The sequence below is a fragment of the Sphingobium agrisoli genome (assembly GCF_041877245.1).
Taxonomy (GTDB): Bacteria; Pseudomonadota; Alphaproteobacteria; order Sphingomonadales; family Sphingomonadaceae; genus Sphingobium.
The window spans coordinates 635,115-655,589 of the sequence record NZ_JBHDJI010000001.1; the positions used below are offsets into that span (position 1 = coordinate 635,115).

Below are 20,475 nucleotides of genomic sequence, written 5' to 3' on the forward strand. Positions count from 1 at the left end.
AGGAGGTGGCGCCGCGCCAGCCGTTGCGCCACTGTCAGGCCCAATGTTTCAGGAGAGCGCCATGACCCATGAACTCACCCTCTACACCAATCCCATGTCGCGCGGGCAGATCGCCCGCTGGATGCTGGAGGAGGTCGGCGCGCCCTATGAGGCCGTCATCCTCGATTATGGCACGACGATGAAGGATGCCGCCTATCGCGCCATCAACCCGATGGGCAAGGTGCCGAGCATCGTGCACAACGGCAAAGTCGTGACCGAATGCGCCGCCATATGCGCCTACCTGGCCGACGCATTTCCCGATGCCGGCCTCGCGCCGCCGCTGACCGAGCGCCACGACTATTATCGCTGGCTCTTCTTCGCCGCCGGCCCGGTCGAGGCCGCCGTCACCAACCGCGCACTCGGCTTCGTCGTGCCGGAAGGGCGCGAGCGCATGGCCGGCTATGGCAGCTTTGACGAAGCGATCGACGCGCTCGAACGCGCGGTGACCGGCTGCGCCTGGATTTGCGGCGACCAATTTACTGCTGCCGACGTCTATGTCGGCGCGCAGATCGACTGGGGTCTCAGCTTCAACTCCATCCCCAGCCGCCCCGCCTTCGAGGATTATGCCGCCCGCCTGCGCGAGCGCCCGGCCTATCAACGGCAGAAGGAGATAGACACCGCGTTGATCGCCAAGATGCAAAAGCAGGACTGACGGGCAAGCGCACGATAAAGGCCCGGCGGATCGCTCCGCCGGGCCTTCCCATTTTCATCCTTTTCCGCGCCTCAGCGACGATCGCCGAACAGCCGCAGCAGGAACAGGAACATGTTGATGAAGTCGAGATAGAGGTTCAGCGCCCCCATCACCACCGATTTCCCCATCATATCGGTGCCCGCGACGTGCGCGTAGATGCTCTTGATCTTCTGCGTGTCATAGGCCGTCAGACCCGCGAACAGCAGGACGCCAACGCCGCTGATGACCAAGCTCATCGCGTTCGACCGCAGGAACAGGTTGATGAGGCTCGCCACCAGCAGGCCCACCACACCCATGATCAGGAAGGTGCCGAAGCCCGACAAATCCTTCTTGGTCGTATAGCCCCAGAGGCTCAGCCCCGCAAAGGCCGCTGCCGTCGCAAAGAAGGTCTGCGCGATCGACGTGCCGGTATAGGCGAGGAAGATGTAGGACAGCGACACGCCCATAACCGCCGCATAGGCCCAGAACAAGCCCTGCGCCGCCACGGTGGACAGGCGATTGATGCCAAAGCTCAATACCATGACGAAAATCAGTGGCGCGAACATCACGACATATTTCAGGATGCCCGGGCCGTAGAATACGGCCTCCGCCATACCGCTGTTGGCAAACAGCAGCGCGACGATGCCCGTCAGCAGGACGCCGCTCGCCATATAATTATAGACCGACAGCATATAACGGCGCAGCCCGGCGTCGAACGCCTCGCCGCGCGCAGCGGTGGCGCCGCCAAAGCCCGCAATGTCGGAACGGGGGTCGGACCAGTTGGCCATGAAATCATCTCCTTCGCCGGCCATCCGTGCCGGCGCTCCCATTATCGGCCCTCGCGCGATCAAGTTCAAGCCAAACCCGCATGGCGCGGCGGCGTCCCCATCCTATATGGACGCTCATGCACCGCCTGTTCGTCGCCATCCGCCCGCCCGCCGACCAGCGCGCCTTCCTCCTCGCGCTGATGGGCGGGGTCGAACACGCCCGCTGGCAGGATGACGCGCAATTGCATCTGACGCTGCGTTTCGTGGGAGAGGTCGACCGCCGCCGCGCCGAGGATCTGGCCGACGCGCTGGCGACGATCCGCTTCGCGCCTTTCGCCATCCACATGTGCGGTGTCGGCCATTTCGAGCGAAGACATGTTGTCGATACGCTCTGGGCCGGCGTCCGGCCGCGCGAGGCGCTGGAGGCGCTTCATAAAAAGATCGACCGCGCCTGCGTAACGGTCGGCCTGCCGCCGGAAGGCCGCGCCTATCTGCCGCACGTCACCCTGGCCCGTTTCGGCCGGCTCGGCGGCGCGGTAGATCCCTTTCTCGCGCGCCACGCCGGACTGGTCGGCACGCCTTTCCTGGTCGATCGCTTCATCCTGTTTGAAAGCCGCACCGGCCACGCCGGCGCGACCTATCATTCCGTGGATGACTACCCAGCTGACGGCGCGACGCGCTGATCGCAGTTCGACAGTCTTACCCCGCCGTCAGCACACCGCACGCCACCCGGCCGCCGGCATTGCCGGTCGGGTCGGTGACATTGTCGTCCGCCTGCGCGTGGATCACGATCGCCGCGCCGTCCGCATCGAGCAGCGGCGTCGCGCCGCCGCTGATCGTGCCATCGGGCAGATGATATTCGATCGCGCCCATCCCGTCAGACCCGACAGTCATGTTGGGCATGTCGCCCATATGCATGCCGGCCGGGTTGTCCTTGCCATGCTTGCGGCTCATCGGGTTCCAGTGGCCGCCCGCGCTGGTGAAGTCAGGACCGATGCACTGCCCCGTAGTGTGGATATGCACCGCATGAACGCCGGGGCTCACCCCCTGCGCCTTCACGACGACATGCAAGCCGTCAACCGCCTGCGTCACGGTCGCAGTGCCGCGTGATGATCCGTCCGCCGCCGCTAGAGCGGCCGTAGCGGTTGGGGCGGCGGGAGCAGACCCAGCGGTGGCGCATCCGGCCATGCCGATCGCTAGTGGAAGGACGGCGAGCGGCAGTATTTTCATGGCATGCTCCTGCAGAAACGAGGGATCAGGCAACGAACGCCGCGCCCGCCATTTTGTTGCTCATTCGCACCGATTTGTCATCCTGCCGCGCCTACGAAAAAGGGGCCGGTCCTGCGACCAGCCCCTCTTCTGTTTCCGTCCCGCAGGTCGGAAGCCAGCTTACATGCCCGCGCCGGGGCCGTAGCTGATTTCCACGCGACGGTTCTGCACTTCGCGAACGCCGTCGGCGGTCTCGACGCGGGGCTTCGATTCACCGAAGGCCTGGGTCGTGATGACGCCGTCAGGAATACCCTTGGAGGTGAGGTATGCCTTGACCGAGTCGGCGCGACGCTGCGACAGACCGACGTTGTACGAGGCCGAACCCGAACGGTCCGCGTGACCCGCCAGCATGACCTGGGCGCTGCCGCAGCTGCTGTAGGCCGAAACCGCGTTGTCGAGAATGGTGGCCGCGTCAGGCGTGATGTCCGACTTGTCCCATTCAAAGAAGACGATGTACGGCCCGGGGTTGCACGCTTCAGCCGGAGGCGGCGGAGGCGGCGGCGGGGGAGGCGGCGGAGGCGGCGGGGGAGGCGGCGGCGGCGGAGCCGCTTCAGCCGGAGCGCCGAAGTTGTAGGTCAGGCCGAGCAGCAGGCTGTGCGTACGCAGCTTGGTGTCGACGGTCGAACCGGCAGGGCCGCCAGCGCCGGTGAAGGCCGAGACGAGCTTGATATCGTCCTGGTTGAAGAAGCGATATTTCAGCGAAACGTCGACATTGCTGGTCAGCGGGTAGCGGACGCCCGCAATCGCCTGCCAGGCGAAGCCGGTGTCGCTGTCGTTGACAGCATCGTTGGCGATCTTGGCACGCGACACGCCGACGCCGCCGCCGACGAAGCCCTGCAGGCCGTCATCGGGACCGAAGTCGAGCAGGCCGTTCAGCATGAACGAAAGAGCCGAGGCAGCGCCGCCGAAGCCGCTCTTGTCGAGATCGACCTCAGCGCGCTTGTAGGCCGCTTCGGCCTCCAGACGGAAACCACCGAAATCATAACCGATATTGCCGTCGAAATCATAACCCTTATGATAATCGACGTCGTTGAAGTCGCGGGTCAGACCCGGACCGGAAAAGTCGAGGTCCTGGTCTTCGACCAACAGCACGCCGGCGTCGGCGCCGATATACCAGCTGTTGTCACGCGCCAAGGCCGGACCGGCCAGGGCACTCGTCGCAAGCGCAGCCGCGAGGGCAAGCTTCCGCATTTGGATTCCCCTTTCAAAAGTGTCACGAAGGACTGCTGAAACCCTGTATCGGGAAGAAGGTTTCATGGCAAGTCCACATTTAGTGAAACCGTTGCAAAAATAGCGCACTCAAGCATCTAAATCGGGGCATCCAGGCTAAATTCGGGGCTTCGGTAAATAGCGTCAGCGAACAAGTGTAAAAAATTCGAAATACTGCAATATCATATCTCAATTAAGCCATGTTGCCGCAAAGCGTCCAGAATGGCGGCTATGGTTGAGCGGGCTTCCACGTCAATCACGTCGCCCCCCGAAGCCTCGGCAATTGCGCCTTGGCGCATCGTGACGATCCGTTCATCATCCAGATATAGACCGTCTTCGCGCAATGCTGCATCGCGCCATTGCGCGCCATCATGAAAAAGCGCGTGGCCACGGTCCGTCACATCCACCTGCAACCCGGCTCTCGGCGGCAGAAACCGCCATCCTCCGCCGCTCCAGCAGGCGATCGCGTCCACCTGCCCGGCCCACGCCCCGCTCGCACCTGCCGCAACGATCCAGCATTGCCCGGTGGCCGGCTCGCCGGGCGGCGTCGTCACGTCCGCGCTTTCCACTCGCCCGTGCAGCAGCGCATCGATCAGCACCAATGCCTCATTGTGAAAAATCTCCTTCTGCGCCTGACCGGCAAACAGCATCGGCAGCGCCCAGCGCGGGGTCGTATCCATATTTCGTCCTTTCCCTGATCGTCAGATCGTGATCGTCCGGCGCGCGGCCCGTCCCGTCGCCAGCGTACCGATCTGCGCCACCTCGGCCGTCAGCGTCAGCCCCGACGCGCCATCCGCCGCGATCATGCCCGCCGTGTAAGTCCATTCGGGCACTGCCGTTTCGGCGCTCCGCAGCACCGTCTCGCCATTCAGCAACCGCACGGCATAGCGCTCGCTCTCCTCGGCCAGCGGCACATCCGCGCCATTGCTCCATCGCCATCCAGCCCGGCTGCGCCGTACCCAGCGCAGCGTGACGTCGCCTTCCTGCGCGCGCGCGGTCAGGTGCACCGGCGCGGGCGGGATCAGCGCCTCGCCGCTGATCGGGGTCGTCGCCTCCACCGCGTCGGCATCGCCCAGCCCCAGCGCCGCCACGCGCAGCGTCCCGCCGACCTCGCCCGCCACCCCCAGCGCGGCGAGCGGCTCGACCAGCCTCTCTTCCTCGATCAGCAAGAAAGGCTCGCCGTCCTCATGCGCCGCCATCGCCCACTCCGTCCCGCGCAGCCCGCGTCGCAATCCCCGAAGCCGCCAGGCCGCCCCCCCAAGCGGCTCGGCGACGGCAAACTGGATCAGTTCCCGCCCGACCAGGCACAGATTCGCCCCCTGCCCCAGCGCCACCTCGTCCGCGCCGCCCACCACCATGTCCGGCGCCAGCAAGGTGACCGTCAGCGCATGGTCCCGATCCTCCAGCGCCCAGCTTCCCGGCGGCAGCACCCCCTCGACCGTCCCCATCACCGTCCGCCCGGCGCTGCGCCCCGCCGGCACCGCCTCGCCGCCCTCGCGCATCACGAACAGCGCCGCGCTCCGCCAGCCAGCGCCGCCGCTCGCAGCAGCCACCAGCAGCGGCGCGTTCGCCACCCCTTCGCGCAGCGGCGGCAAATCGGCCAGAATGAGGTAGGTCGCCCCGTGCGGCGCATCCGGCTGTCGCACGATCACGCCCGAGGACGCGCCTGCCGGCAAGGTGCCGCCCGCGCCCGGAACCCGCCGCAGCGACAGTCGCACCGCCATCGCCTCCCACTCGCGCTCCTCCACCCGCCACAGCCCGCCCACACCGCCGACCGTCACGATCATCCCCGGCGCGATCGTCAGCATGTCCCAGCCACAGCGCAGCGTCATCGTTTCGCGCCCGGTCCAGGCGGCGCCCAGCCGCTCCGCCGCCAGCCGTCGCGCCGCATCGGGATCGAGCACGGCGGGCAGTTCGATGCCCCGCTCCTGCCGTCCGGCACCGGGCCGCATCACCTTTTGCACCCCCGCCTGATAGTCGCGCGCGGCATCATGGTGACGCAGGCTGAGCGCGACCGGCACCGTGTCCGCCGCTCCGCCCGACCGCTCGACCGGATCGACAGCCCGCCCGTTGACCCGCGCCACCCGATCGCCGACTGCCCCAGCCGCCTCGCCACCCGCCGCGACCAACCGCAGTCCGTCGAGCGCCAGTCCATAGGCATCGACCAGCGGCGTCATCGCCTCGCGCACATCCGCCCCGCTCGCCGCGAAGCCGTCCACGCTGCCCAGCGCCTCGCCGCCCAGCCGCCCGCCGCTCAACGCCGCCCCGATCGCCCCGATCGGCACCGACCCGGCGTCCGCCTCCACCTCGAAAGTGAGCGAAGGAATGCGGTTGCCATAGTCCGCCAGCGCCAGATCTTCGAACACCACATAGGCCATGTCGCGATGCGCCGGCGTCGCGCTTATCCCCTGCGCCGACGCGATCAGCGGATCGACCGGCTGGTCGCCGCCGCCCCTGTGCACGCGAAATGCGCCGACCTCCGTCTTGAAATCCACCGCCGCCCCGCGCAACAGGTTGCCGTCCGCCCAGATGCGCCGCACCTGCCCGATCGCCCGCGCCGACAGCGCGACGGCGAAACTCGCCGAGTAGCTGTAGCTGGTGACGCTCGGCCGCCCCTTGCCGCCACCGCTCCTGCTCTTGGTTTCCTTAAGGTCGCTCGCCCAGATCACCGTCCCTGCAACCCGCATGGTGCCGAACAACTTCGGCACCTGCGCCCCATAGGTCGATGTCTGCACCTGCAAGTCGGACAGGCGCGGCCCTTCCCGCCCCTTGGGCTTGAACAGCACCTCATGGTCGATGACATTGCCGATCACCGCCCCGATCGCCGCGCCGATCGGCCCGCCCAGCACGCTCCCCACCGCCGTCAGCACCACCGTCGCCATCATCGTCCCCCTGTTTTCAGGCGCGCCACCAGCCGATCACCGGCCAGGGCGACGCGCCCGGCATTTCCACCACCCGGCCCAGCCCCGCATGGGCGTGGATGAAGCCCGTTCCGCTCGCGATCATCAGATGCAACTGCAACGGCGCCGGTCGCACCAGCGCCAGATCGCCCGCACCGCCATCCGGCACCCGTCGCATCCCCGCCGCCGCCAGCCAGCGCGCCGCCCAATCCTTGTCCCCGCTCCGCAAGCCACAGGGGCAGGGCGCATCCCGCCCGAACGCCAACACCGCGAGGCCCACGCAATCCACCCCCGCCGCGCTGCGCCCATGCAAGCGGAAGGGCGCACCAAGCAAAGCGCGCGCCCGCGCCACCACCGCGCTCATGCGCCGGGGTATCGGGTCAGCAGGTCCATCCCCGGCAGATAAGGCTCGCCGCGAAAGTTGACCGCATTGCCGAAGCGCCCGGCGCACGTCCCGATCTGCCGGTCGCACCCTTGCGTCAGCAGCGCCAGCGTCCCTGCCGCCACCGCAAAGGCCGGCGCATCGGCCAGCGCCACGCTGCCCGCGCCATTATCCACCACGGCTTGCGTCAGCCCGGCATTCGCCCCGCCCAGCCAGCGCAAAGTCCCGAACGCGTAATCGCCGGCCGCCAGACCGCTCGCCGCCACCACATTGTCCGCCACGGAACCCACAGCCACCACCCGCCGCCGCATCGCCATATCGACCCTGCAATCCCGGTCGCCCAGCCGCGCGCGGCAATCGGGCGAGGTCGACGGCGCAACCGGCGCGCCCAGCACCGCCGCCGCCCCGATCAGCTCGGCGGTAAAAGCCGCCCCCTTGCGCGCCACCGCGCCGATCTCACCCGCCGCCAGCAGCAGCCACAATGCGCCGGGCTCCTCCCATTCGGTCAGCCGCAGCTCCAGCGCCGCCCCGTCCCAGCGCCCCGCCATCAGGTCAGCCTCGCTGATCGCCGCGCTCGACAGCGCGCCCGCGACATCGCTGTCCTCGCCCTCCAGCCCGATTCCGCGCCGCACCGCCGATGGCGTCATCCCCGGCGTCGCGCGATAGAGCAGTCCGCCAATCTCCAGGTCGCGATCATGGCTGGTGAGGCCAATCGTCACCCCGTCGCGCCGCGCCAGCCGCCAGCAGAAAGCGAGCGTGCAGAGCGGCTTGCCCAATATCTCCGCGTCGCTCATTCGCGTATCTCCACCAGCGGCACCGACGGCGCTTCCCCGGCGGCAAAGGTCGCGCGGTTGATTTCCAGCCGGTCCTCGGCAAAGCGCACCGGCACGTCGAAGCGATAGCCCGCGGTCAGCATCACGCCGCTCACCGGCGCGACATCGAACGCGATCACGCCCAGCCCCGCATGGTTCCATCCGCTCGTCAGTTCGATGCCATCGGCCGCCACCCGGATGCTCCCCGCCACCGGCCGGGTGATGATCCGCGCCTGCGCCTCCTCGCCCTCGCCATAATGGCGCATCAGCTGGAAATTCGCCCGCACTCCATCGCCCGTTCCCAGAAGCTGGTCGATCGGCGAGGGCGCCACGCCCGGCGCGCCGCTGCGATCGTCATAGGGATCGGTGAAGCGGAACCCGCGCGCCGCTCCTCTGCGCGCCCGGAAAAACGCCACCAGCCGCGCCATATCCGCCTCGGACCGCACCCCCGGCCCGGCGTCATAGCTCAACCGCGCGTCGGCCCAGTCGCTGCTCCGCCGCTCATGCCCGCTCACGCTCTCGATGATCTGCGTCGAAAAGGCCGGGCTGACGCTCGCCTCGCGCCCGATGGCAAGCGGAAACAGCACATCGTCAAAGGCTTGCACATCATCCTCCCCTTGGATTGAGAAACAGGTGAAGCCATCGCGGCACACCTGGGGCAGCGCCCAGAGGAAGGTCGCCGCCGTCCCCCGCGCGACCGATTGCTCCGCCGCCGCCATGATCTCGCGCCACTGCCCGGCCTATCCGGGCAGCAGCACGAAACCGGCAAAATAATGCTGTTCCCCCACCGGATAGCCCAACCGCTCGGTCGCAAGGTCAATGCCGCGCGCGGTCAGGTTGGGCCGCCCCTCCGTCACCCAGTCATAATCCTCCAGTTGCAGCACGTCGAAGGCGGGCGATGCCCAGCCGATCGGCATGTTGGCGCGCTTGGCCTCCGGCGCGCGCGGGTCGAGGATCGTCGGCAGATAGGCGAGCAGATGCGTCACCGCGCCGGGCGCGACATCCTTCACGTGCGCGCACAGCGAAGCCGTCGACGCCGCCAGCAAAGCCCCCGCCGCGTCGAGCAGCGCCTTCTGCCCGGCGTCCAGGCTCCCCCACACACTCGGGATCGACACCGGGCTCCCACCCAGCGCCGCCCGCGCCGCATCGTCATACAGGCATATCCGCCCGTCTGCCGGCATCACCCACTACCATGGCTCACCGACCTGAAACAGGATCGGCATGTCCGCGTCCAACCCGATGGAAACAAATGCCCCCGCCACCTGATGCAGATAGCCCATCGCGCCTTCATGCGCGGGCGACAGCAAGGTGGAGGGCGGCACCCATCCGGTCAGCGCCGGATCGCCATTTTCCGCCCGCTGCTTCCAGTCGTTCCAGCAATGCGCGTCGAACAATTCATAGGACAGCGACCAGATGACATCGAAGCCCATCGCCTTGGCGCGCGCCGCGAAATCCCGGTGCCACGCCACGCACGGCGCATTCAGCACCCCGCCCGTCAGGCTGACGTACAGCCCCTCCCCGACCCGTTCGAGCCGGAAATAATGGCTCATCCCCACATAATGGTTGATCGCCCCGCGATAGCCGAGCGCCAGGATCGCGTCGACCACCCGCGCCGGCGTCTGGTTGAAGCAATCGTCATAGCCCGTCGCCATGCTAAAGCCATGTTCGGGCAGCATCACGTCGCCCATCTCCAGCACCGATCCCGACCCGTCGCACGCGATGCCGCTCAGCTCCGCCCACCCCTGCTGCGCCGTGGCGAAGGCGGTCGATCCCGTGTCATAATCGGGCGGCACCAGCGATATGAACATGCGGTCGACATCGCCCGCCCACACCGGATCGGCCTCGTCGGGGAGCAGGAAGCCGCCTTCCAGCGCTGAAAAATCCAGCATGATCTCCGCATCTTCCGGCGTGCCGCTGGCATAGTTCCACAGCCGCACATACCACGCCTTCGGATTGCCCTCGGCGTCCCGCCCCTCGATCGTCAGCGTCGGCCCATGCGTCTCGTCCAGCCGGCGCAGCCCGCCGCTCCGCCAGCGAAAGGACAAGGTACAGGCGCGAAAGTCCCGGCTCGTCTCATAGGCGAGCAGAGGATGGCTCCACCGATCCTCCGCCTCCCAGATCAGCCCCGCCAGATCGCCCGACCCGTAAAAGACCGCATCGACCCGCACGGCATCCGGTGCGCTCGTCACCACGCTCGCCATCATCGGCCGGGGGAAGTTCACGGTCCAGTGGCTCGCTGCGAAGCGCTTGATGAAGCGCGCCTCCTGCCCGCCGCGCGCGTCGGCCAGCCAATATCCCCTGCTCATCGCCAAGTCCCTTTCACATCAGTGCTCCCCTGACCGCCCGCGCCACCTGCCGCGCGCTGCGCGCCAGCAGTCGCGGCTCGCTCTCGCCGCCCTGCCCGCGCACGGCGATGCTCACCCGCACGTCGCGTGCGCCCACGCCGCCTGTCACCACCTGCCCGCTGCTCGTCGGCACGAACAATTCCGGCCCGCGCTCACCGACGATATAGCCACGCCCCGGCGCCACCGGCCCGCCTGTGGCCCGCCCCGGCAGCCCCAGCACCGATGTCAGCAGCGACGCCCCCAGGCTCGCCAGCCCACCCCCGCCACCACCGCCGCTCCCCATCGCCCCCCGCAATGCACCGGCGGCGATCTCGTCCAGCACGCTCACCGCAATCCGCTTCAGATCCTCGAACCCGAACTTGCCGGTCCGCACCGCGCGCAACAGCCCCTGCTCGATCCGCCGCCCGGCTCGCTCGGCGCCATCGCCCAGAGTCCCCTCCAGCCCCGCGCGCATCGCCTCGACATCACGGCCCAGCCCGGCGGTATCCGCCCGCACCCGCACCACCAGCGTCTCGATCTCTTCGTCCATGAAGCCCTCCTGACCTTCTAAAGCCCCTCCCCTTCAGGGGAGGGGTTGGGGTGGGGGCGTGCCCCAAGAGCAGACCTCAGCCCTCAGTCCGGCATCACCCCCATCAACCGCCGCAACTCCGCGCCGTCGACCCCAGCCCCGGCCTCGTCCTCACCACCAGCCGCCCGCAAAACCGCCGCCAGCTCCGCCGGCGTCGCGCGCCAAAACTCCTCCGGCCGCCAGCCGAGCAGCCACCCGGCAACCCCCGCCAGCCGGCTTGCCGCCTCTGCAAAGCCCGTCACTTCCCCGCCAATATCTGCTGCAACATGGCCTTGAGCGCCGGCGTTACCTTGGCGAGTCCCACCGCGACCACCGCCTCGCCCAGCGCCTCGCGCGTCATCGCCTCGCGGTCGACCAGGCAGTGCCAGAACAACGCCACCAGATCGCCCAGCGACAGCTTCCCGTCCGTCGCCCGCTCGACCAGGTCGAACAGCGGCCCCAGCTCCTGTTCCGCCGCCACCAGCGCGGCAAAGCTCGGCCGCAGCCGCAGCGTCTCGCCCCCCAGCTCCAGCGCCGCCTCTCCCCGCACCGGGTTCGCCACAACGCCGCTCATTCGCTCACCACCGGGCCGGAGCTTTCCAGGCTCAACGCATAATTGCGCTCGCCATTATAGTCGCCGGCGTAGTCGAGCCGCGTCACCAGGAAGCGCCCGCGCATCCGCTCGCCGCTCTCAAAACTCAGCTCATACTGGTCGATCGTGCCCGTCAGCGCATGGTTGCGGATGCGAACCTCGGCCGCCGAACCCGTGAACAGCCCCGCCGCCGACACGCTGACCGATCGCACCCCCGCGCCCGACAGCAATTCGCGCCAGCCGCCCGAATCCTTGCTGGTGATGTTGACCGCCTCGCCATTCACCGACAGCTGCGTCGTCCGCATCCCGGCGACGGTGGAATATGTTGCGGGAATGTTGCCATCCCCGACTTTCAGCAAAAATGCACTTCCCTTTTCGACGCCCATGGCGCATCCTTTCTTCAGATAAACCGTGCCAAATGCCGGATATGGAGAGGTTCAGATGATCATTGCCGCTTCGCTCGCGCTGATGTTCGGCGCGGCATCCACGCCCAATCTCGCCGACGCCGTCGGCAATGGCCGCAAGGAATTTTCCAAGTGCCTCGGCGCGCAGATCCAGCCCGCGCTCGATGCCAAGCTCAGCCTCGGCGACTTCCAGGCCGCAATGAAGAAAGCCTGCGCCGACAAGGAAGCGGCCTTCCGCACCGCCATCATTGCACAGGACAAGGCGGACAAAATGTCGGACGCGGCCGCCAGTGCCGATGCCGACGAACAGATCGCCGACTATGTGACCAACATCACCGAAAACTACGAAGAAAGCAGCCGCCCCAGCTGATCGCAACCAATCTCCTCTCCCATCGGGAGAGGAAGGGGCCCGCTCGGCGCAGCCGAGTGGGAAGGTGAGGGCGACGCCACGCCTCCCCTCCCACACCTCTCTGGACCGATCATGTTTTGGTTCCCCGGCGCATAGAGGGCCTCGAATTACTCCCGCACCACCCGCAACCGATAGTCCACGCTCGCGCGCCATCCCCCCGCACCGCTGCGCGCCACCCGCGACCGCAGCAGCCGCGCGCTGACGATCCGCCAGCCGTCCACCAGTCCCGCCGCACCGATCGCAGGCTCGACCCGCGCGATCATCCCGCCCAGCCGCGCCGGCGTCTCGTCCGTCACCACCAGCGCCACAGTCAGCCGCAGCTCGCGCCCCTCAATGTCCTTGCCGCCCCAATCCGCGCCCAGGCATTCGCCCACCGCACCATAGGGCGCCGCCGCCCGTGCCGGCTCGCCGTCATACAGGCCGTTCATCTGGTCCATCAGCGTCGGGTCGCCCCGCAACGCCGCGATCACCGCCGCCCGCACCGCCACTTCCGCGCTCATAGCCCTCTCCCTGCCTCGCGCAGCGCCAGGTCGCGCGCCCGGCGCGCCAGCAGCCCGCGCCCCGACGCCCGCACCGCCTCACCCTCGATTCCCGCCTCGACGCCCGCATCCGCCAGCGCCGCGACGATCCGGTCGCGCCACCGCGCCGCCCGCGCCTCCGCCATCCGCGCCAGCGCCGCCCTCATGCCAGCCGCATCCGCCGGAACGGCCGCCACAGCGCGCTCACCACGGCGGGCGGGGCTGCGCTCTCGCTGCCCCGCGCCAGGAAATGCTCCGCCGCCAGCCGCACGATCCCCTGCCGCAACGCTTCGGGCACGCCGTTCAGCTCGCCCGCCATCCCGGCGCGGTAGGTGACCGCCAGCCGCCGCGTCTCGCCCGCACGGGTCGATCGCACCCACCCGTCACCCGCCGCATCGATGTCGATCGCATAGGCACCGACAGGCAACGTCTCGCGCCCCCCCGCATCATCCACCGCCTCGACCGTCTCGATGCTCAGCACCGGCCGCGCCGCCAGCCTTTGCCAGCCACCGTCAGCCGCCACCGTCTCCCGCGCCGTCCGCGAGATCAGCCATTGCCCGACAAACTGCTCGCACAGCGCCACCGCGCTCCGCAGCAGGCCGGCAAGCACCGCATCTTCCCCGCCGCTCTCGATCCGCAGATAGGCTTTCAGCTCCGCCATTGGCGCCGCCAGCGCCCCGCTCTCCTGTTCCTCCAGCATCAGCGCTCCTCCACCCGGATCGTCACCGATCGTTCGTCCAGCTGACCATCGGACAGCGTCACCCGGTTGGTCAGCCGATAGACATGCCCCACGACCCCACCCGACAGCCGCGCGCTGCTGCGCTGCGCCTCATAGGCGCTGGCGTCGACCGCCAGCCCGCCCGCCTCGACCGGCGCAACCTCCCACAGGCTGGCGATCAGGCTCTGCCCCGCCAGATAGGCGGACCAGTCGATCGCATGGTCGATCCGCGCCCCCGGATCCTTGATATGCAGGCTCATCGCACCCTGTCCCCCCTGTCTTCAGCCGGCCGCTCGGTCCGCACCTCGGCGCGCGGCCGCATCGCCGCGCCCGGCCGCACCCCCGGTCCCCACGGCCCCTCCCAGCCCGTCATGCCGACACGCTGCTCGCCCAGCGCCGCCGCGCCGACCGGATCACCCTGCATCGCCCGCCTCCAGCAGCGCTTCGATGCGATCGATCCGCCGCCGCTGCCATGCCGCCTCCAGCGCGAATATCTCCTCGTAACGCAGCCCCCATCGGTCCGCGGCAGGCCGCACCTCGGCCCCATCCTCATCGTTCTGCGAGTCCCATTCGTCGTGGCACAGCAGCCCCAGCCGCACCGCAGCGCCTGTCCCCAGCCGCGCATCGATGGCGTCGCGCACCTCCTGCGCGATCAGGCCCACATGCCACCGCGCCGCCTCGCCCTTCGCCGCCCACGCGTCGACGAAGCGAAAAACCCGCCACCCGACATCGCCCCAGGCGTCGAGCAAAGCCGCGTCCACCGCGCCGACGTCCCGCTTCGCCCGCGCGTCGGACGTGTTGACCGTGCCGGTCGCGGCATAGACCACCGACCATCGCTGCCCTGCCGTGCCGAGCGTGCGCGCATTGTCGGTCAGCGGCGCGACCACCCCGTCGAACTGGCTCATGCCGCTCGCCCGGCTGATCTGGAACGCCGCGCCCAACGCCACCCCGCTGTCGTCATGCCGGTGCAGCACGAAGTCGGACCCGGCCGCCGATCCGCTCTCCGCGCCGTTGGATTTCCGCAGGGTCCAGCGCAGCGACGTGCCGCTCCGCAGGCTCACGCCCGCAAATTGCCCGGCATTGCTGTCGATCGTCACGCTCGCCGCAGCCGCGCCCTGCGTCACCCCCAGCGCGCTCAGCCCCGTGGCGCTCCCGCCGGTCAGCTGCGCGTTCGCGGTCGTCACCCCCGGCGCGCTGACGCCGGTCGACGTCACCGTCAGCCAGTTGCCGGTCGAAAGGTTGGAACTGCCGCTGATTCCGAAAGACGCGCCATCCTTGTTGCCAACAAAGACCGATCCCGCCGTCGTCTTGAACTCCATCGCGGAATTGAGATTGCTGCTCGTCCGGTCGGCGATGAAGGACACGACCCCGCTTCCCTGCCGCGTCACTGTGCCGGTGGATGCGAGCGAGGCAAGCCCGCTGATCGTTCCGCCGCTGATCGCGACGCTGCCCGCTCCCTGTGTGGCGATGCTGCCCAGCCCGATCACGCCACGCGCCGCCGCCGCATCCACCTGCCCCAGCAGGCTGCGGCCGAATGCGGTGATCGGCGTCACATCCGCGCTCGCCGTCCCGGTCCAGTAGGCCAGGCTATCGGCCGCCGCGCTCACCCCCGCCAGCGCATCGAGCCGCCCGTCGCGCGGCTGGACCCCCGCCAGCGCACTCGCCAGACCGGCGACATCGCCGATGCCATGCCCATGCGCCTCGACCGCCTGCGCCCAGCCGGCGTGCAGCGTCAGCGCGATCCTCTTCTCCCCGCTCAGGAAATCGACCGCCGCGCCGCCGGCCGACGAAGCGGCTGGCATCCGCACGATCCGCCCCAGCCCGTCCAGCGACCCGCTGCCCGTCTCCCATTGCTCGGGATGCGTCACCCCGACGATGACATAGGGAAACGCCTCGCCTTCGCCGACCGCATCGGCAAAGGCGCGAAACCCCGCCATCGCCCCGCCAGGCGTCAGCGGCCCGGTCCCCCCATCATAACAGACCTCCCGCACCAGGTCCGCCATCTCCAGCCCCGTAATCCCCACGCCCCGCTCCCCACAAAAAAACCTTCTCCCCCACGGGGGAGAAGGATACGAAGCCTTGGCGGCGAAGCCGCCTAGGCGCAGTTGGATGAGGGGGAAGGCGCAAAGCCTCCCCCATGGCTCACCTCACGAAGCCGCAAACTTCATCAACTTGATGGCCTCGCTGTTCGCCACGCCGCCGCCGATCCGCTTGACCGCGTAGAAATGAACGAACGGCTTGTTGCTGAACGGATCGCGCAGGATGCTCGTTTCGCTGCGTTCGGCGATGACATAGCCCATCTGGAAATTGCCGAAGGCGATCGACAGACTGTTCGCCGCGATGTCGGGCATGTCCTCCGCCTCGACCACCGGATAGCCCAGCAACGTGGCGGGCTGCGCGGCGCTCAGGCCAGGCTGCCAGATGAAGGCGCCGTCGGTCGTCTTCATCTTGCGTATGACCGCCAGCGTCGCGCTGTTCATCACGAAGCTCGCGCCCTGCCGGTATGGCGCGCGCAGGCTCTGGATCAGGTCGATGATCTTGTCCTGCGGATTGCTCCCCACGAACGCGCCCGCCGCCCCCGACGCCACATATTGCAGCGAACCGAAGGCGCGCACGCTGTCCGCCTCGTTGGTGGTGGTATAGGTCAGAAAGCCTTTGGGCTTGTTCGTGCCATTGCCGTTCACGAAGGCCGCGCCCTCCGCCACCGCGAACTCGCGGGCGATCTCGTTCGCCAGCCAGCCCTCGACATCGAACTGCGCATCGTCCAGCATCGCCTGGGAAGCGGCCGGATTGGCGAACAGCTCGCCCGCCGGCGGCACGATCTCGTTGAAGGTCGGCGTCCCCGTCTCAGCCCGCGCGCCGGTCTCGCTCGCCCAGCCGGACACGATCCCGCCTGCCGTCACCAGCTTGCGATAACCCGCCGTCCCGGTCCGCACGACGTTGGCGATGCCACGGATGGGCGAAATCGCCTTCAGCGTCGTGCCAATGAGCTGGTCGATCTCGCGCGGCACCGCACAGCCGCCCGCCCCGCCGCTTGCGCCCGACACGCTCTTCAGCTCCACGCCCGCGTCCAGCCCCTGCCGCAGATAGCGCTCGACAAAGTGCGCCCGCGCCGGATCGCCAAAGTTCCCATGCGCCCCGCCCTTGACGCCATCCAGCGCCGGCCGCTGCGCATTCAGCAACGCGCCCTTCAGCGCCGCCACCTCACTCTCCAACCCCTCGATCCGCTCCCCCTGCGCCACCATGTCCAGGCTCGCTTCCAACATATCCGTCATGCCCATCTCCCGCTTGAAAACCAAAAAAGGCGGCCCAGCATGGGACCGCCCAAACACCCCTTCTCCCCACGGGGGAGAAGGATACGAAGCCTTAGCCCGAAGGCGAAGTTGGATGAGGGGGTGCTTGCGCTAGATGCACTCTCACCGGATACAGACCAGATGCTCCTCAAACTCGTTCCTCATGGCGCACAGCATATTCCTGCCGCTCTAGACCGCCCCAACCTCGCCGTCATCGAAACTGCCCTCGCCCCGCTCCCTGCCGACCAGCCCGGCCTCCGCCTTGCCAGCCTCCCCGCGCTCGCCGCCATGCTGAGCGCTAGCGGCGCGATCGGCCGCCACGCCGCCGCCCATCTCGGCCCGCAGGCAAAAGCCGTCCGCGCCATCCTCTTCGACAAAAACGCTGCCACCAACTGGGCGCTCGGCTGGCACCAGGACCGCACAATCGCGGTCAGGGCCCGCATTGAAACCCCCGGCTTCGGCCCGTGGACGATCAAATCCGGCATCTGCCATGTCGCCCCGCCGCAATCTTTGCTCGACAGGATGCTGACCCTGCGCGTCCATCTCGATCCGGTCGATCCCGGCAACGCGCCCTTGCTGATCGCGCCCGGCTCCCACCGCCACGGCCGCATCGCCGAAAGCGCCGTCGCCGCAATGGTTGCCCGATGCGGCACCCGTGCCTGTCTCGCCGAAAGCGGCGACATCTGGCTCTATGCCACGCCGATCCTCCACGCCTCGGACGCCGCGACCAACCCGCGCCGCCGCCGCGTCCTGCAACTCGATTACAGCGCCGACACTCTGCCGGCCGTCCTAGAATGGCTGGGCGTCCACTAACCCCTTCTCCCCACGGGGGAGAAGGATACGAAGCCTTAGCCCGAAGGGCTTAGGCGAAGTTGGATGAGGGGGGCGCCTCCACCCCCACCACCCGCGCCCCATCCTGCATCGGGTGCGTGACCAGACTCACCTCCACCAGCTCCAGCGCCAGCAGCTCGCGCGGCCCAGCGCCCCGCGCCGCCTTCACCCGATATCCGAAGCTCAGCCCGTCGACCGCACCGCCTTCAAGCGCCTGCGCCGCCGCGCGCCCGGCCGCTGTCCGCCGCGACACCCGCGCGATCACCCGCAACCCGCGCTTGTCCTCGCGCGCGCTTTCGACCGTGCCGATCACGCTGCCCGGCCCATGCTGCCACAGCAACGGAATGCCGGCCACGTCCAGTCTCCCGCCGGTGTCCGGGCCGAAAGCGCCGGCCCCCACCACGTCCCCGCCCCGGTCCACCCGGTCGAAGATCGCCGCATAGCCCGCAAAACGCAGGTCGCCGTCCATATGCCCTCCAATAGACATTGTTCGCGCGGAGCCGCGGAGGCACGGAGAGAGAAAACCGCCAAAGGCGGCATAATCCTCTCTCTTCTCCGCGCCTTCGCGCCTCCGCGTGAACATCATGATCGCTTAGGCTTCAGGCGCGAACCAATCCGACCAGCCCAACCTTCACCGCCACCCCCAGCAGCACCAGCGCCAGCCCGATCCGCACCGCCCAGCCGATCACCGCGCCCCGCGCCGCCTTCTTCGCGTCGCGCCAGGCGGACAGCAGTTCGCGCAACTCCCGCACATCGCCCTCGGCGCGCCGGTCCGCCAGCCCCAGCCGCTCCAGCGCCCGCCCGGCGCCCAGCTCGCTCGCCTCCTCGATCAGCGCGCGGACCGTGACCATGTCGGCCACCTGCCCCTGCGCCTGCGCGACCAGCCGCGCCAGCATCTCGTCTTTCATGCGCCCCTCCTCTCGCCCCCGCCCCGCAAGCCGCCTCGCAGACCAGAAATTTCGCGCAGAGCCCGCAGAGATCAAAAAAGCGGCCAACGGCCGCCTTCCCCTTTTCTTCTCCGCGTCCCCGCGCCTCCGCGTGAACCAAATCTCCGCGCCCTCTGCGCCTCTGCGCGAACACAATTCACACCCCCAGCATCGCCTTCTTCTCCTCGGGCGAAAGGAAATCCGCCGCCGCCACCCGGTCCCACAGCGCCGCCCGCTCGTCCGACAGCGCCGGCACCGCGTCCAGGTCCGGCTCGACGACCACCCCCGGCCACCACCCGCTCAATCCCTGCGAAAGCCCCGCGCAAATCTTTGTCACCAACGGCAATATCGCCTGCCGCCACAATGCCTTGTTCGCCTCCCGATAATTGGCGTAGGCATTGTCGCCCGGCAGGCCCATCAGCATCGGCGGCACCCCGAAAGCGAGCGCGATCTCCCGCGCCGCCGCGCTCTTCAACCCCACAAAATCCATCTCAGCCGGCGTCAGGCTCATCGCCTTCCAGCTCAGCCCTCCTTCCAGCAGCATCGGCCGTCCCGCATTGGCCGCGCCCTGAAACGCCGCCTCCATCTCGCGCTTCACCCGCTCGAACTGCTCCGGCGACAGCACCGACCCATCGCCCGGATCATAGACCATCGCCCCCGACGGCCGCGCCGCATTGTCGAGCAGCGCCTTGTTCCAGACGCTCGCCGCATTGTGGATCGCCACCGCCCCCGCCGCCGCGCTGGCGCAGCCCAGGCCATAATGATCGTCGAGCGGATGCAGCGATTTCAAATGCAGCACGCTCGTCCGCCCCGCGCCGTCCTCGGGGTGCAGCCGGGTCACGCTCTCCCCCACGCGGTAGAGATAGGCCGCCGGCCACCCCCGCGCGTCGGCTTCCACCGACACCCGCTCAGGCCGTAGCGCAAACAGCTCGGCAGGCTTGCCCTCCGCCCCGGCGATCACCTGGACATAGCCATTGCCGTGCAGCAGCAGGTGACAGGCCAGCGTTTCAATGAGGCCCTGCCCCGCCGAAGCCCGCCGCACCAGCGCCAGCACCCGCGCATCCTCGTCGGTCCCCCGCACCTTGAGCGCGCAGGCCCCCGCCCCTTCGGACACCAGCCGCATCGCCCGCTGCGCCACCGCATTGCCCATCACCCCGGCCCGCAACTGCGCCTCATAGGAGGCCGGCCACTCGCCGAGCGCTACCGCCCCCGACCCCCAGGCACGCGCCAACACCGGCCGCGCATCGCTGGCGGCCGCCTTCGTGAACCATTTCATGGAAAATCCCCCCGAACGCCATCCAAACAAAAACCCCTCCCGCACGCGGGAGGGGCAGCGAGGCTCAGGCGCGCAGCGCCCAAGCCGAAGCGGGGTGGGCTAGCCGCGCCCTCACGGATTCCGCGCCAACACCCGATCGCAAACCGAATTGGTCCCCTCGCTCTTCCCGATGACCCGCCCGGCGAGCGCACCCGCGCCAGCGCCCAGCAACGTCTCGCCCAGGCTGCCGCCCGCCAGCAGTCCGACGCCAGCGCCACCGGCCGCGCCGATCACCGTGCCCTTGTCGCGCCCTTTCTTGCCCTTGATCAGGCAATAACGCACATCGTCCCGCTCGCCCGGAGCCGCCCGCGCCACCCGAGCCCGCTCCTTGCCGCTCAAACTCTGCGCCATCGCCGGCCCCGCCAGCACCGAAAGACCGACGACCGCCGCCATCATGGAAACCATCCGCATCGCACTTGCTCCATCGAACATCACCTGGATCAAGAACGACAACCCCAAACCCCGGTTCCGCCCCCTTCCCCCCGCGGGAAGCAAGACGCGAAGCCCTGCCGCGCAGCAGCCAGGCGAA

Annotated in this window: 26 protein-coding genes and 1 pseudogene; 4 read left to right on the top strand and 23 right to left on the bottom strand. The window is 68.6% G+C overall.

Annotated elements, in window-relative coordinates:
* The first annotated feature begins 61 nt into the window (after nt 1-61).
* A complete protein-coding gene (locus ACETPF_RS02965) occupies nt 62-691 on the top strand; it encodes a glutathione S-transferase family protein (protein ID WP_373932772.1) in 630 nt (209 codons plus the stop codon).
* A gap of 71 nt (nt 692-762) precedes the next feature.
* Here the strand turns inward: ACETPF_RS02965 and ACETPF_RS02970 are convergent, their stop codons facing one another.
* Nucleotides 763-1,497: a Bax inhibitor-1/YccA family protein gene (locus tag ACETPF_RS02970; RefSeq protein WP_373932773.1), complete on the bottom strand. Its 735-nt coding sequence runs from the start codon at nt 1,495-1,497 to the stop codon at nt 763-765.
* Between the two features lie 116 nt (nt 1,498-1,613).
* Here ACETPF_RS02970 and thpR point away from each other — a divergent pair, with 116 nt between their 5' ends.
* Complete coding sequence (thpR, locus tag ACETPF_RS02975; protein ID WP_373932774.1) at nt 1,614-2,159, top strand: RNA 2',3'-cyclic phosphodiesterase; 546 nt, start codon at nt 1,614-1,616, stop codon at nt 2,157-2,159.
* A 16-nt stretch (nt 2,160-2,175) separates the two neighbouring features.
* Here the strand turns inward: thpR and ACETPF_RS02980 are convergent, their stop codons facing one another.
* From ACETPF_RS02980 to ACETPF_RS03030, 11 genes and pseudogenes are all read right to left on the bottom strand, one after another.
* The gene (locus ACETPF_RS02980) at nt 2,176-2,706 is read right to left on the bottom strand and encodes a superoxide dismutase family protein (protein ID WP_373932775.1); all 531 of its coding nucleotides are present in this window, start codon (nt 2,704-2,706) and stop codon (nt 2,176-2,178) included.
* A 159-nt stretch (nt 2,707-2,865) separates the two neighbouring features.
* Complete coding sequence (locus ACETPF_RS02985) at nt 2,866-3,936, bottom strand: OmpA family protein (RefSeq protein ID WP_373933054.1); 1,071 nt, start codon at nt 3,934-3,936, stop codon at nt 2,866-2,868.
* A gap of 200 nt (nt 3,937-4,136) precedes the next feature.
* Nucleotides 4,137-4,634, bottom strand: coding sequence for a DUF2793 domain-containing protein (locus tag ACETPF_RS02990; protein WP_373932776.1), 498 nt, complete (start codon nt 4,632-4,634; stop codon nt 4,137-4,139).
* A 21-nt stretch (nt 4,635-4,655) separates the two neighbouring features.
* Entirely contained in the window at nt 4,656-6,836 is a 2,181-nt protein-coding gene (locus ACETPF_RS02995) for a phage tail protein (RefSeq protein ID WP_373933055.1), read from the bottom strand.
* Nucleotides 6,837-6,852: 16 nt separating this feature from the next.
* Nucleotides 6,853-7,218 (bottom strand): C40 family peptidase, encoded by a 366-nt coding sequence (locus ACETPF_RS03000; RefSeq protein WP_373932777.1) that lies wholly within the window; start codon nt 7,216-7,218, stop codon nt 6,853-6,855.
* Entirely contained in the window at nt 7,215-8,030 is an 816-nt protein-coding gene (locus ACETPF_RS03005) for a phage/gene transfer agent baseplate hub protein (protein WP_373932778.1), read from the bottom strand. The genes ACETPF_RS03000 and ACETPF_RS03005 overlap by 4 nt, the downstream gene beginning before the upstream one ends.
* A pseudogene (locus ACETPF_RS03010) lies at nt 8,027-10,354 on the bottom strand (DUF2460 domain-containing protein). Before ACETPF_RS03010 ends, ACETPF_RS03005 begins: the two are co-directional and overlap by 4 nt.
* Before the next feature lie 13 nt (nt 10,355-10,367).
* Nucleotides 10,368-10,922, bottom strand: coding sequence for a tail tape measure protein (locus ACETPF_RS03015; protein ID WP_373932779.1), 555 nt, complete (start codon nt 10,920-10,922; stop codon nt 10,368-10,370).
* A gap of 83 nt (nt 10,923-11,005) precedes the next feature.
* The gene (locus tag ACETPF_RS03020; RefSeq protein ID WP_373932780.1) at nt 11,006-11,203 is read right to left on the bottom strand and encodes a phage tail assembly chaperone; all 198 of its coding nucleotides are present in this window, start codon (nt 11,201-11,203) and stop codon (nt 11,006-11,008) included.
* A complete protein-coding gene (locus ACETPF_RS03025; protein WP_373932781.1) occupies nt 11,200-11,514 on the bottom strand; it encodes a gene transfer agent family protein in 315 nt (104 codons plus the stop codon). Before ACETPF_RS03025 ends, ACETPF_RS03020 begins: the two co-directional genes overlap by 4 nt.
* Nucleotides 11,511-11,918: a phage tail tube protein gene (locus ACETPF_RS03030; RefSeq protein WP_373932783.1), complete on the bottom strand. Its 408-nt coding sequence runs from the start codon at nt 11,916-11,918 to the stop codon at nt 11,511-11,513. Before ACETPF_RS03030 ends, ACETPF_RS03025 begins: the two co-directional genes overlap by 4 nt.
* Nucleotides 11,919-11,973: 55 nt before the next feature.
* Here ACETPF_RS03030 and ACETPF_RS03035 point away from each other — a divergent pair, with 55 nt between their 5' ends.
* On the top strand, nt 11,974-12,306 hold the full coding sequence (locus ACETPF_RS03035) for a hypothetical protein (RefSeq protein ID WP_373932784.1): 333 nt from the start codon (nt 11,974-11,976) through the stop codon (nt 12,304-12,306).
* Between the two features lie 146 nt (nt 12,307-12,452).
* Here ACETPF_RS03035 and gp17 read toward each other — a convergent pair whose 3' ends face one another.
* The 7 genes from gp17 to ACETPF_RS03070 form a co-directional block, all read right to left on the bottom strand.
* Entirely contained in the window at nt 12,453-12,845 is a 393-nt protein-coding gene (gene gp17, locus ACETPF_RS03040; protein ID WP_373932785.1) for a tail completion protein gp17, read from the bottom strand.
* Nucleotides 12,842-13,030 carry a hypothetical protein gene (locus ACETPF_RS03045; RefSeq protein WP_373932786.1) on the bottom strand — a complete coding sequence of 63 codons (189 nt, stop codon included), beginning with the start codon at nt 13,028-13,030 and terminating at the stop codon, nt 12,842-12,844. The genes gp17 and ACETPF_RS03045 overlap by 4 nt, the downstream gene beginning before the upstream one ends.
* Nucleotides 13,027-13,563 (bottom strand): head-tail connector protein, encoded by a 537-nt coding sequence (locus ACETPF_RS03050; RefSeq protein ID WP_373932787.1) that lies wholly within the window; start codon nt 13,561-13,563, stop codon nt 13,027-13,029. The genes ACETPF_RS03045 and ACETPF_RS03050 overlap by 4 nt, the downstream gene beginning before the upstream one ends.
* Nucleotides 13,563-13,841, bottom strand: a complete 279-nt coding sequence (locus ACETPF_RS03055) for a phage fiber-tail adaptor protein (protein ID WP_373932788.1) — start codon at nt 13,839-13,841, stop codon at nt 13,563-13,565. Before ACETPF_RS03055 ends, ACETPF_RS03050 begins: the two co-directional genes overlap by 1 nt.
* Nucleotides 13,838-14,005, bottom strand: coding sequence for a hypothetical protein (locus ACETPF_RS03060; RefSeq protein ID WP_373932789.1), 168 nt, complete (start codon nt 14,003-14,005; stop codon nt 13,838-13,840). The genes ACETPF_RS03055 and ACETPF_RS03060 overlap by 4 nt, the downstream gene beginning before the upstream one ends.
* Entirely contained in the window at nt 13,995-15,605 is a 1,611-nt protein-coding gene (locus ACETPF_RS03065) for a tail fiber domain-containing protein (protein WP_373932790.1), read from the bottom strand. The genes ACETPF_RS03060 and ACETPF_RS03065 overlap by 11 nt, the downstream gene beginning before the upstream one ends.
* 123 nt (nt 15,606-15,728) lie before the next feature.
* Nucleotides 15,729-16,856, bottom strand: coding sequence for a phage major capsid protein (locus tag ACETPF_RS03070; RefSeq protein WP_373932791.1), 1,128 nt, complete (start codon nt 16,854-16,856; stop codon nt 15,729-15,731).
* 159 nt (nt 16,857-17,015) lie between these two features.
* On the opposite strand from ACETPF_RS03070, the gene ACETPF_RS03075 reads away from it, so the two are divergent.
* On the top strand, nt 17,016-17,687 hold the full coding sequence (locus ACETPF_RS03075; protein WP_373932792.1) for a phytanoyl-CoA dioxygenase family protein: 672 nt from the start codon (nt 17,016-17,018) through the stop codon (nt 17,685-17,687).
* Nucleotides 17,688-17,736: 49 nt separating this feature from the next.
* Here the strand turns inward: ACETPF_RS03075 and ACETPF_RS03080 are convergent, their stop codons facing one another.
* The 4 genes from ACETPF_RS03080 to ACETPF_RS03095 form a co-directional block, all read right to left on the bottom strand.
* Complete coding sequence (locus ACETPF_RS03080) at nt 17,737-18,174, bottom strand: HK97 family phage prohead protease (RefSeq protein ID WP_373932793.1); 438 nt, start codon at nt 18,172-18,174, stop codon at nt 17,737-17,739.
* A 130-nt stretch (nt 18,175-18,304) separates the two neighbouring features.
* Complete coding sequence (locus tag ACETPF_RS03085) at nt 18,305-18,613, bottom strand: DUF6127 family protein (protein WP_373932794.1); 309 nt, start codon at nt 18,611-18,613, stop codon at nt 18,305-18,307.
* Nucleotides 18,614-18,788: 175 nt separating this feature from the next.
* Entirely contained in the window at nt 18,789-19,907 is a 1,119-nt protein-coding gene (locus ACETPF_RS03090) for a phage portal protein (protein WP_373932795.1), read from the bottom strand.
* A 111-nt stretch (nt 19,908-20,018) separates the two neighbouring features.
* Nucleotides 20,019-20,357 (bottom strand): hypothetical protein, encoded by a 339-nt coding sequence (locus ACETPF_RS03095; protein ID WP_373932796.1) that lies wholly within the window; start codon nt 20,355-20,357, stop codon nt 20,019-20,021.
* Nucleotides 20,358-20,475 lie beyond the last annotated feature (118 nt).

Coding starts and splice junctions, on each gene's coding strand:
- ACETPF_RS02965 (WP_373932772.1), top strand. CDS start 62: ATGACCCATGAACTCACCCTCTACACCAATCCCATGTCGCGCGGGCAG.
- ACETPF_RS02970 (WP_373932773.1), bottom strand. CDS start 1,497: ATGGCCAACTGGTCCGACCCCCGTTCCGACATTGCGGGCTTTGGCGGC.
- thpR (WP_373932774.1), top strand. CDS start 1,614: ATGCACCGCCTGTTCGTCGCCATCCGCCCGCCCGCCGACCAGCGCGCC.
- ACETPF_RS02980 (WP_373932775.1), bottom strand. CDS start 2,706: ATGAAAATACTGCCGCTCGCCGTCCTTCCACTAGCGATCGGCATGGCC.
- ACETPF_RS02985 (WP_373933054.1), bottom strand. CDS start 3,936: ATGCGGAAGCTTGCCCTCGCGGCTGCGCTTGCGACGAGTGCCCTGGCC.
- ACETPF_RS02990 (WP_373932776.1), bottom strand. CDS start 4,634: ATGGATACGACCCCGCGCTGGGCGCTGCCGATGCTGTTTGCCGGTCAG.
- ACETPF_RS02995 (WP_373933055.1), bottom strand. CDS start 6,836: ATGGCGACGGTGGTGCTGACGGCGGTGGGGAGCGTGCTGGGCGGGCCG.
- ACETPF_RS03000 (WP_373932777.1), bottom strand. CDS start 7,218: ATGAGCGCGGTGGTGGCGCGGGCGCGCGCTTTGCTTGGTGCGCCCTTC.
- ACETPF_RS03005 (WP_373932778.1), bottom strand. CDS start 8,030: ATGAGCGACGCGGAGATATTGGGCAAGCCGCTCTGCACGCTCGCTTTC.
- ACETPF_RS03015 (WP_373932779.1), bottom strand. CDS start 10,922: ATGGACGAAGAGATCGAGACGCTGGTGGTGCGGGTGCGGGCGGATACC.
- ACETPF_RS03025 (WP_373932781.1), bottom strand. CDS start 11,514: ATGAGCGGCGTTGTGGCGAACCCGGTGCGGGGAGAGGCGGCGCTGGAG.
- ACETPF_RS03030 (WP_373932783.1), bottom strand. CDS start 11,918: ATGGGCGTCGAAAAGGGAAGTGCATTTTTGCTGAAAGTCGGGGATGGC.
- ACETPF_RS03035 (WP_373932784.1), top strand. CDS start 11,974: ATGATCATTGCCGCTTCGCTCGCGCTGATGTTCGGCGCGGCATCCACG.
- gp17 (WP_373932785.1), bottom strand. CDS start 12,845: ATGAGCGCGGAAGTGGCGGTGCGGGCGGCGGTGATCGCGGCGTTGCGG.
- ACETPF_RS03045 (WP_373932786.1), bottom strand. CDS start 13,030: ATGAGGGCGGCGCTGGCGCGGATGGCGGAGGCGCGGGCGGCGCGGTGG.
- ACETPF_RS03050 (WP_373932787.1), bottom strand. CDS start 13,563: ATGCTGGAGGAACAGGAGAGCGGGGCGCTGGCGGCGCCAATGGCGGAG.
- ACETPF_RS03055 (WP_373932788.1), bottom strand. CDS start 13,841: ATGAGCCTGCATATCAAGGATCCGGGGGCGCGGATCGACCATGCGATC.
- ACETPF_RS03060 (WP_373932789.1), bottom strand. CDS start 14,005: ATGCAGGGTGATCCGGTCGGCGCGGCGGCGCTGGGCGAGCAGCGTGTC.
- ACETPF_RS03070 (WP_373932791.1), bottom strand. CDS start 16,856: ATGACGGATATGTTGGAAGCGAGCCTGGACATGGTGGCGCAGGGGGAG.
- ACETPF_RS03075 (WP_373932792.1), top strand. CDS start 17,016: ATGCTCCTCAAACTCGTTCCTCATGGCGCACAGCATATTCCTGCCGCT.
- ACETPF_RS03080 (WP_373932793.1), bottom strand. CDS start 18,174: ATGGACGGCGACCTGCGTTTTGCGGGCTATGCGGCGATCTTCGACCGG.
- ACETPF_RS03085 (WP_373932794.1), bottom strand. CDS start 18,613: ATGAAAGACGAGATGCTGGCGCGGCTGGTCGCGCAGGCGCAGGGGCAG.
- ACETPF_RS03090 (WP_373932795.1), bottom strand. CDS start 19,907: ATGAAATGGTTCACGAAGGCGGCCGCCAGCGATGCGCGGCCGGTGTTG.
- ACETPF_RS03095 (WP_373932796.1), bottom strand. CDS start 20,357: ATGCGGATGGTTTCCATGATGGCGGCGGTCGTCGGTCTTTCGGTGCTG.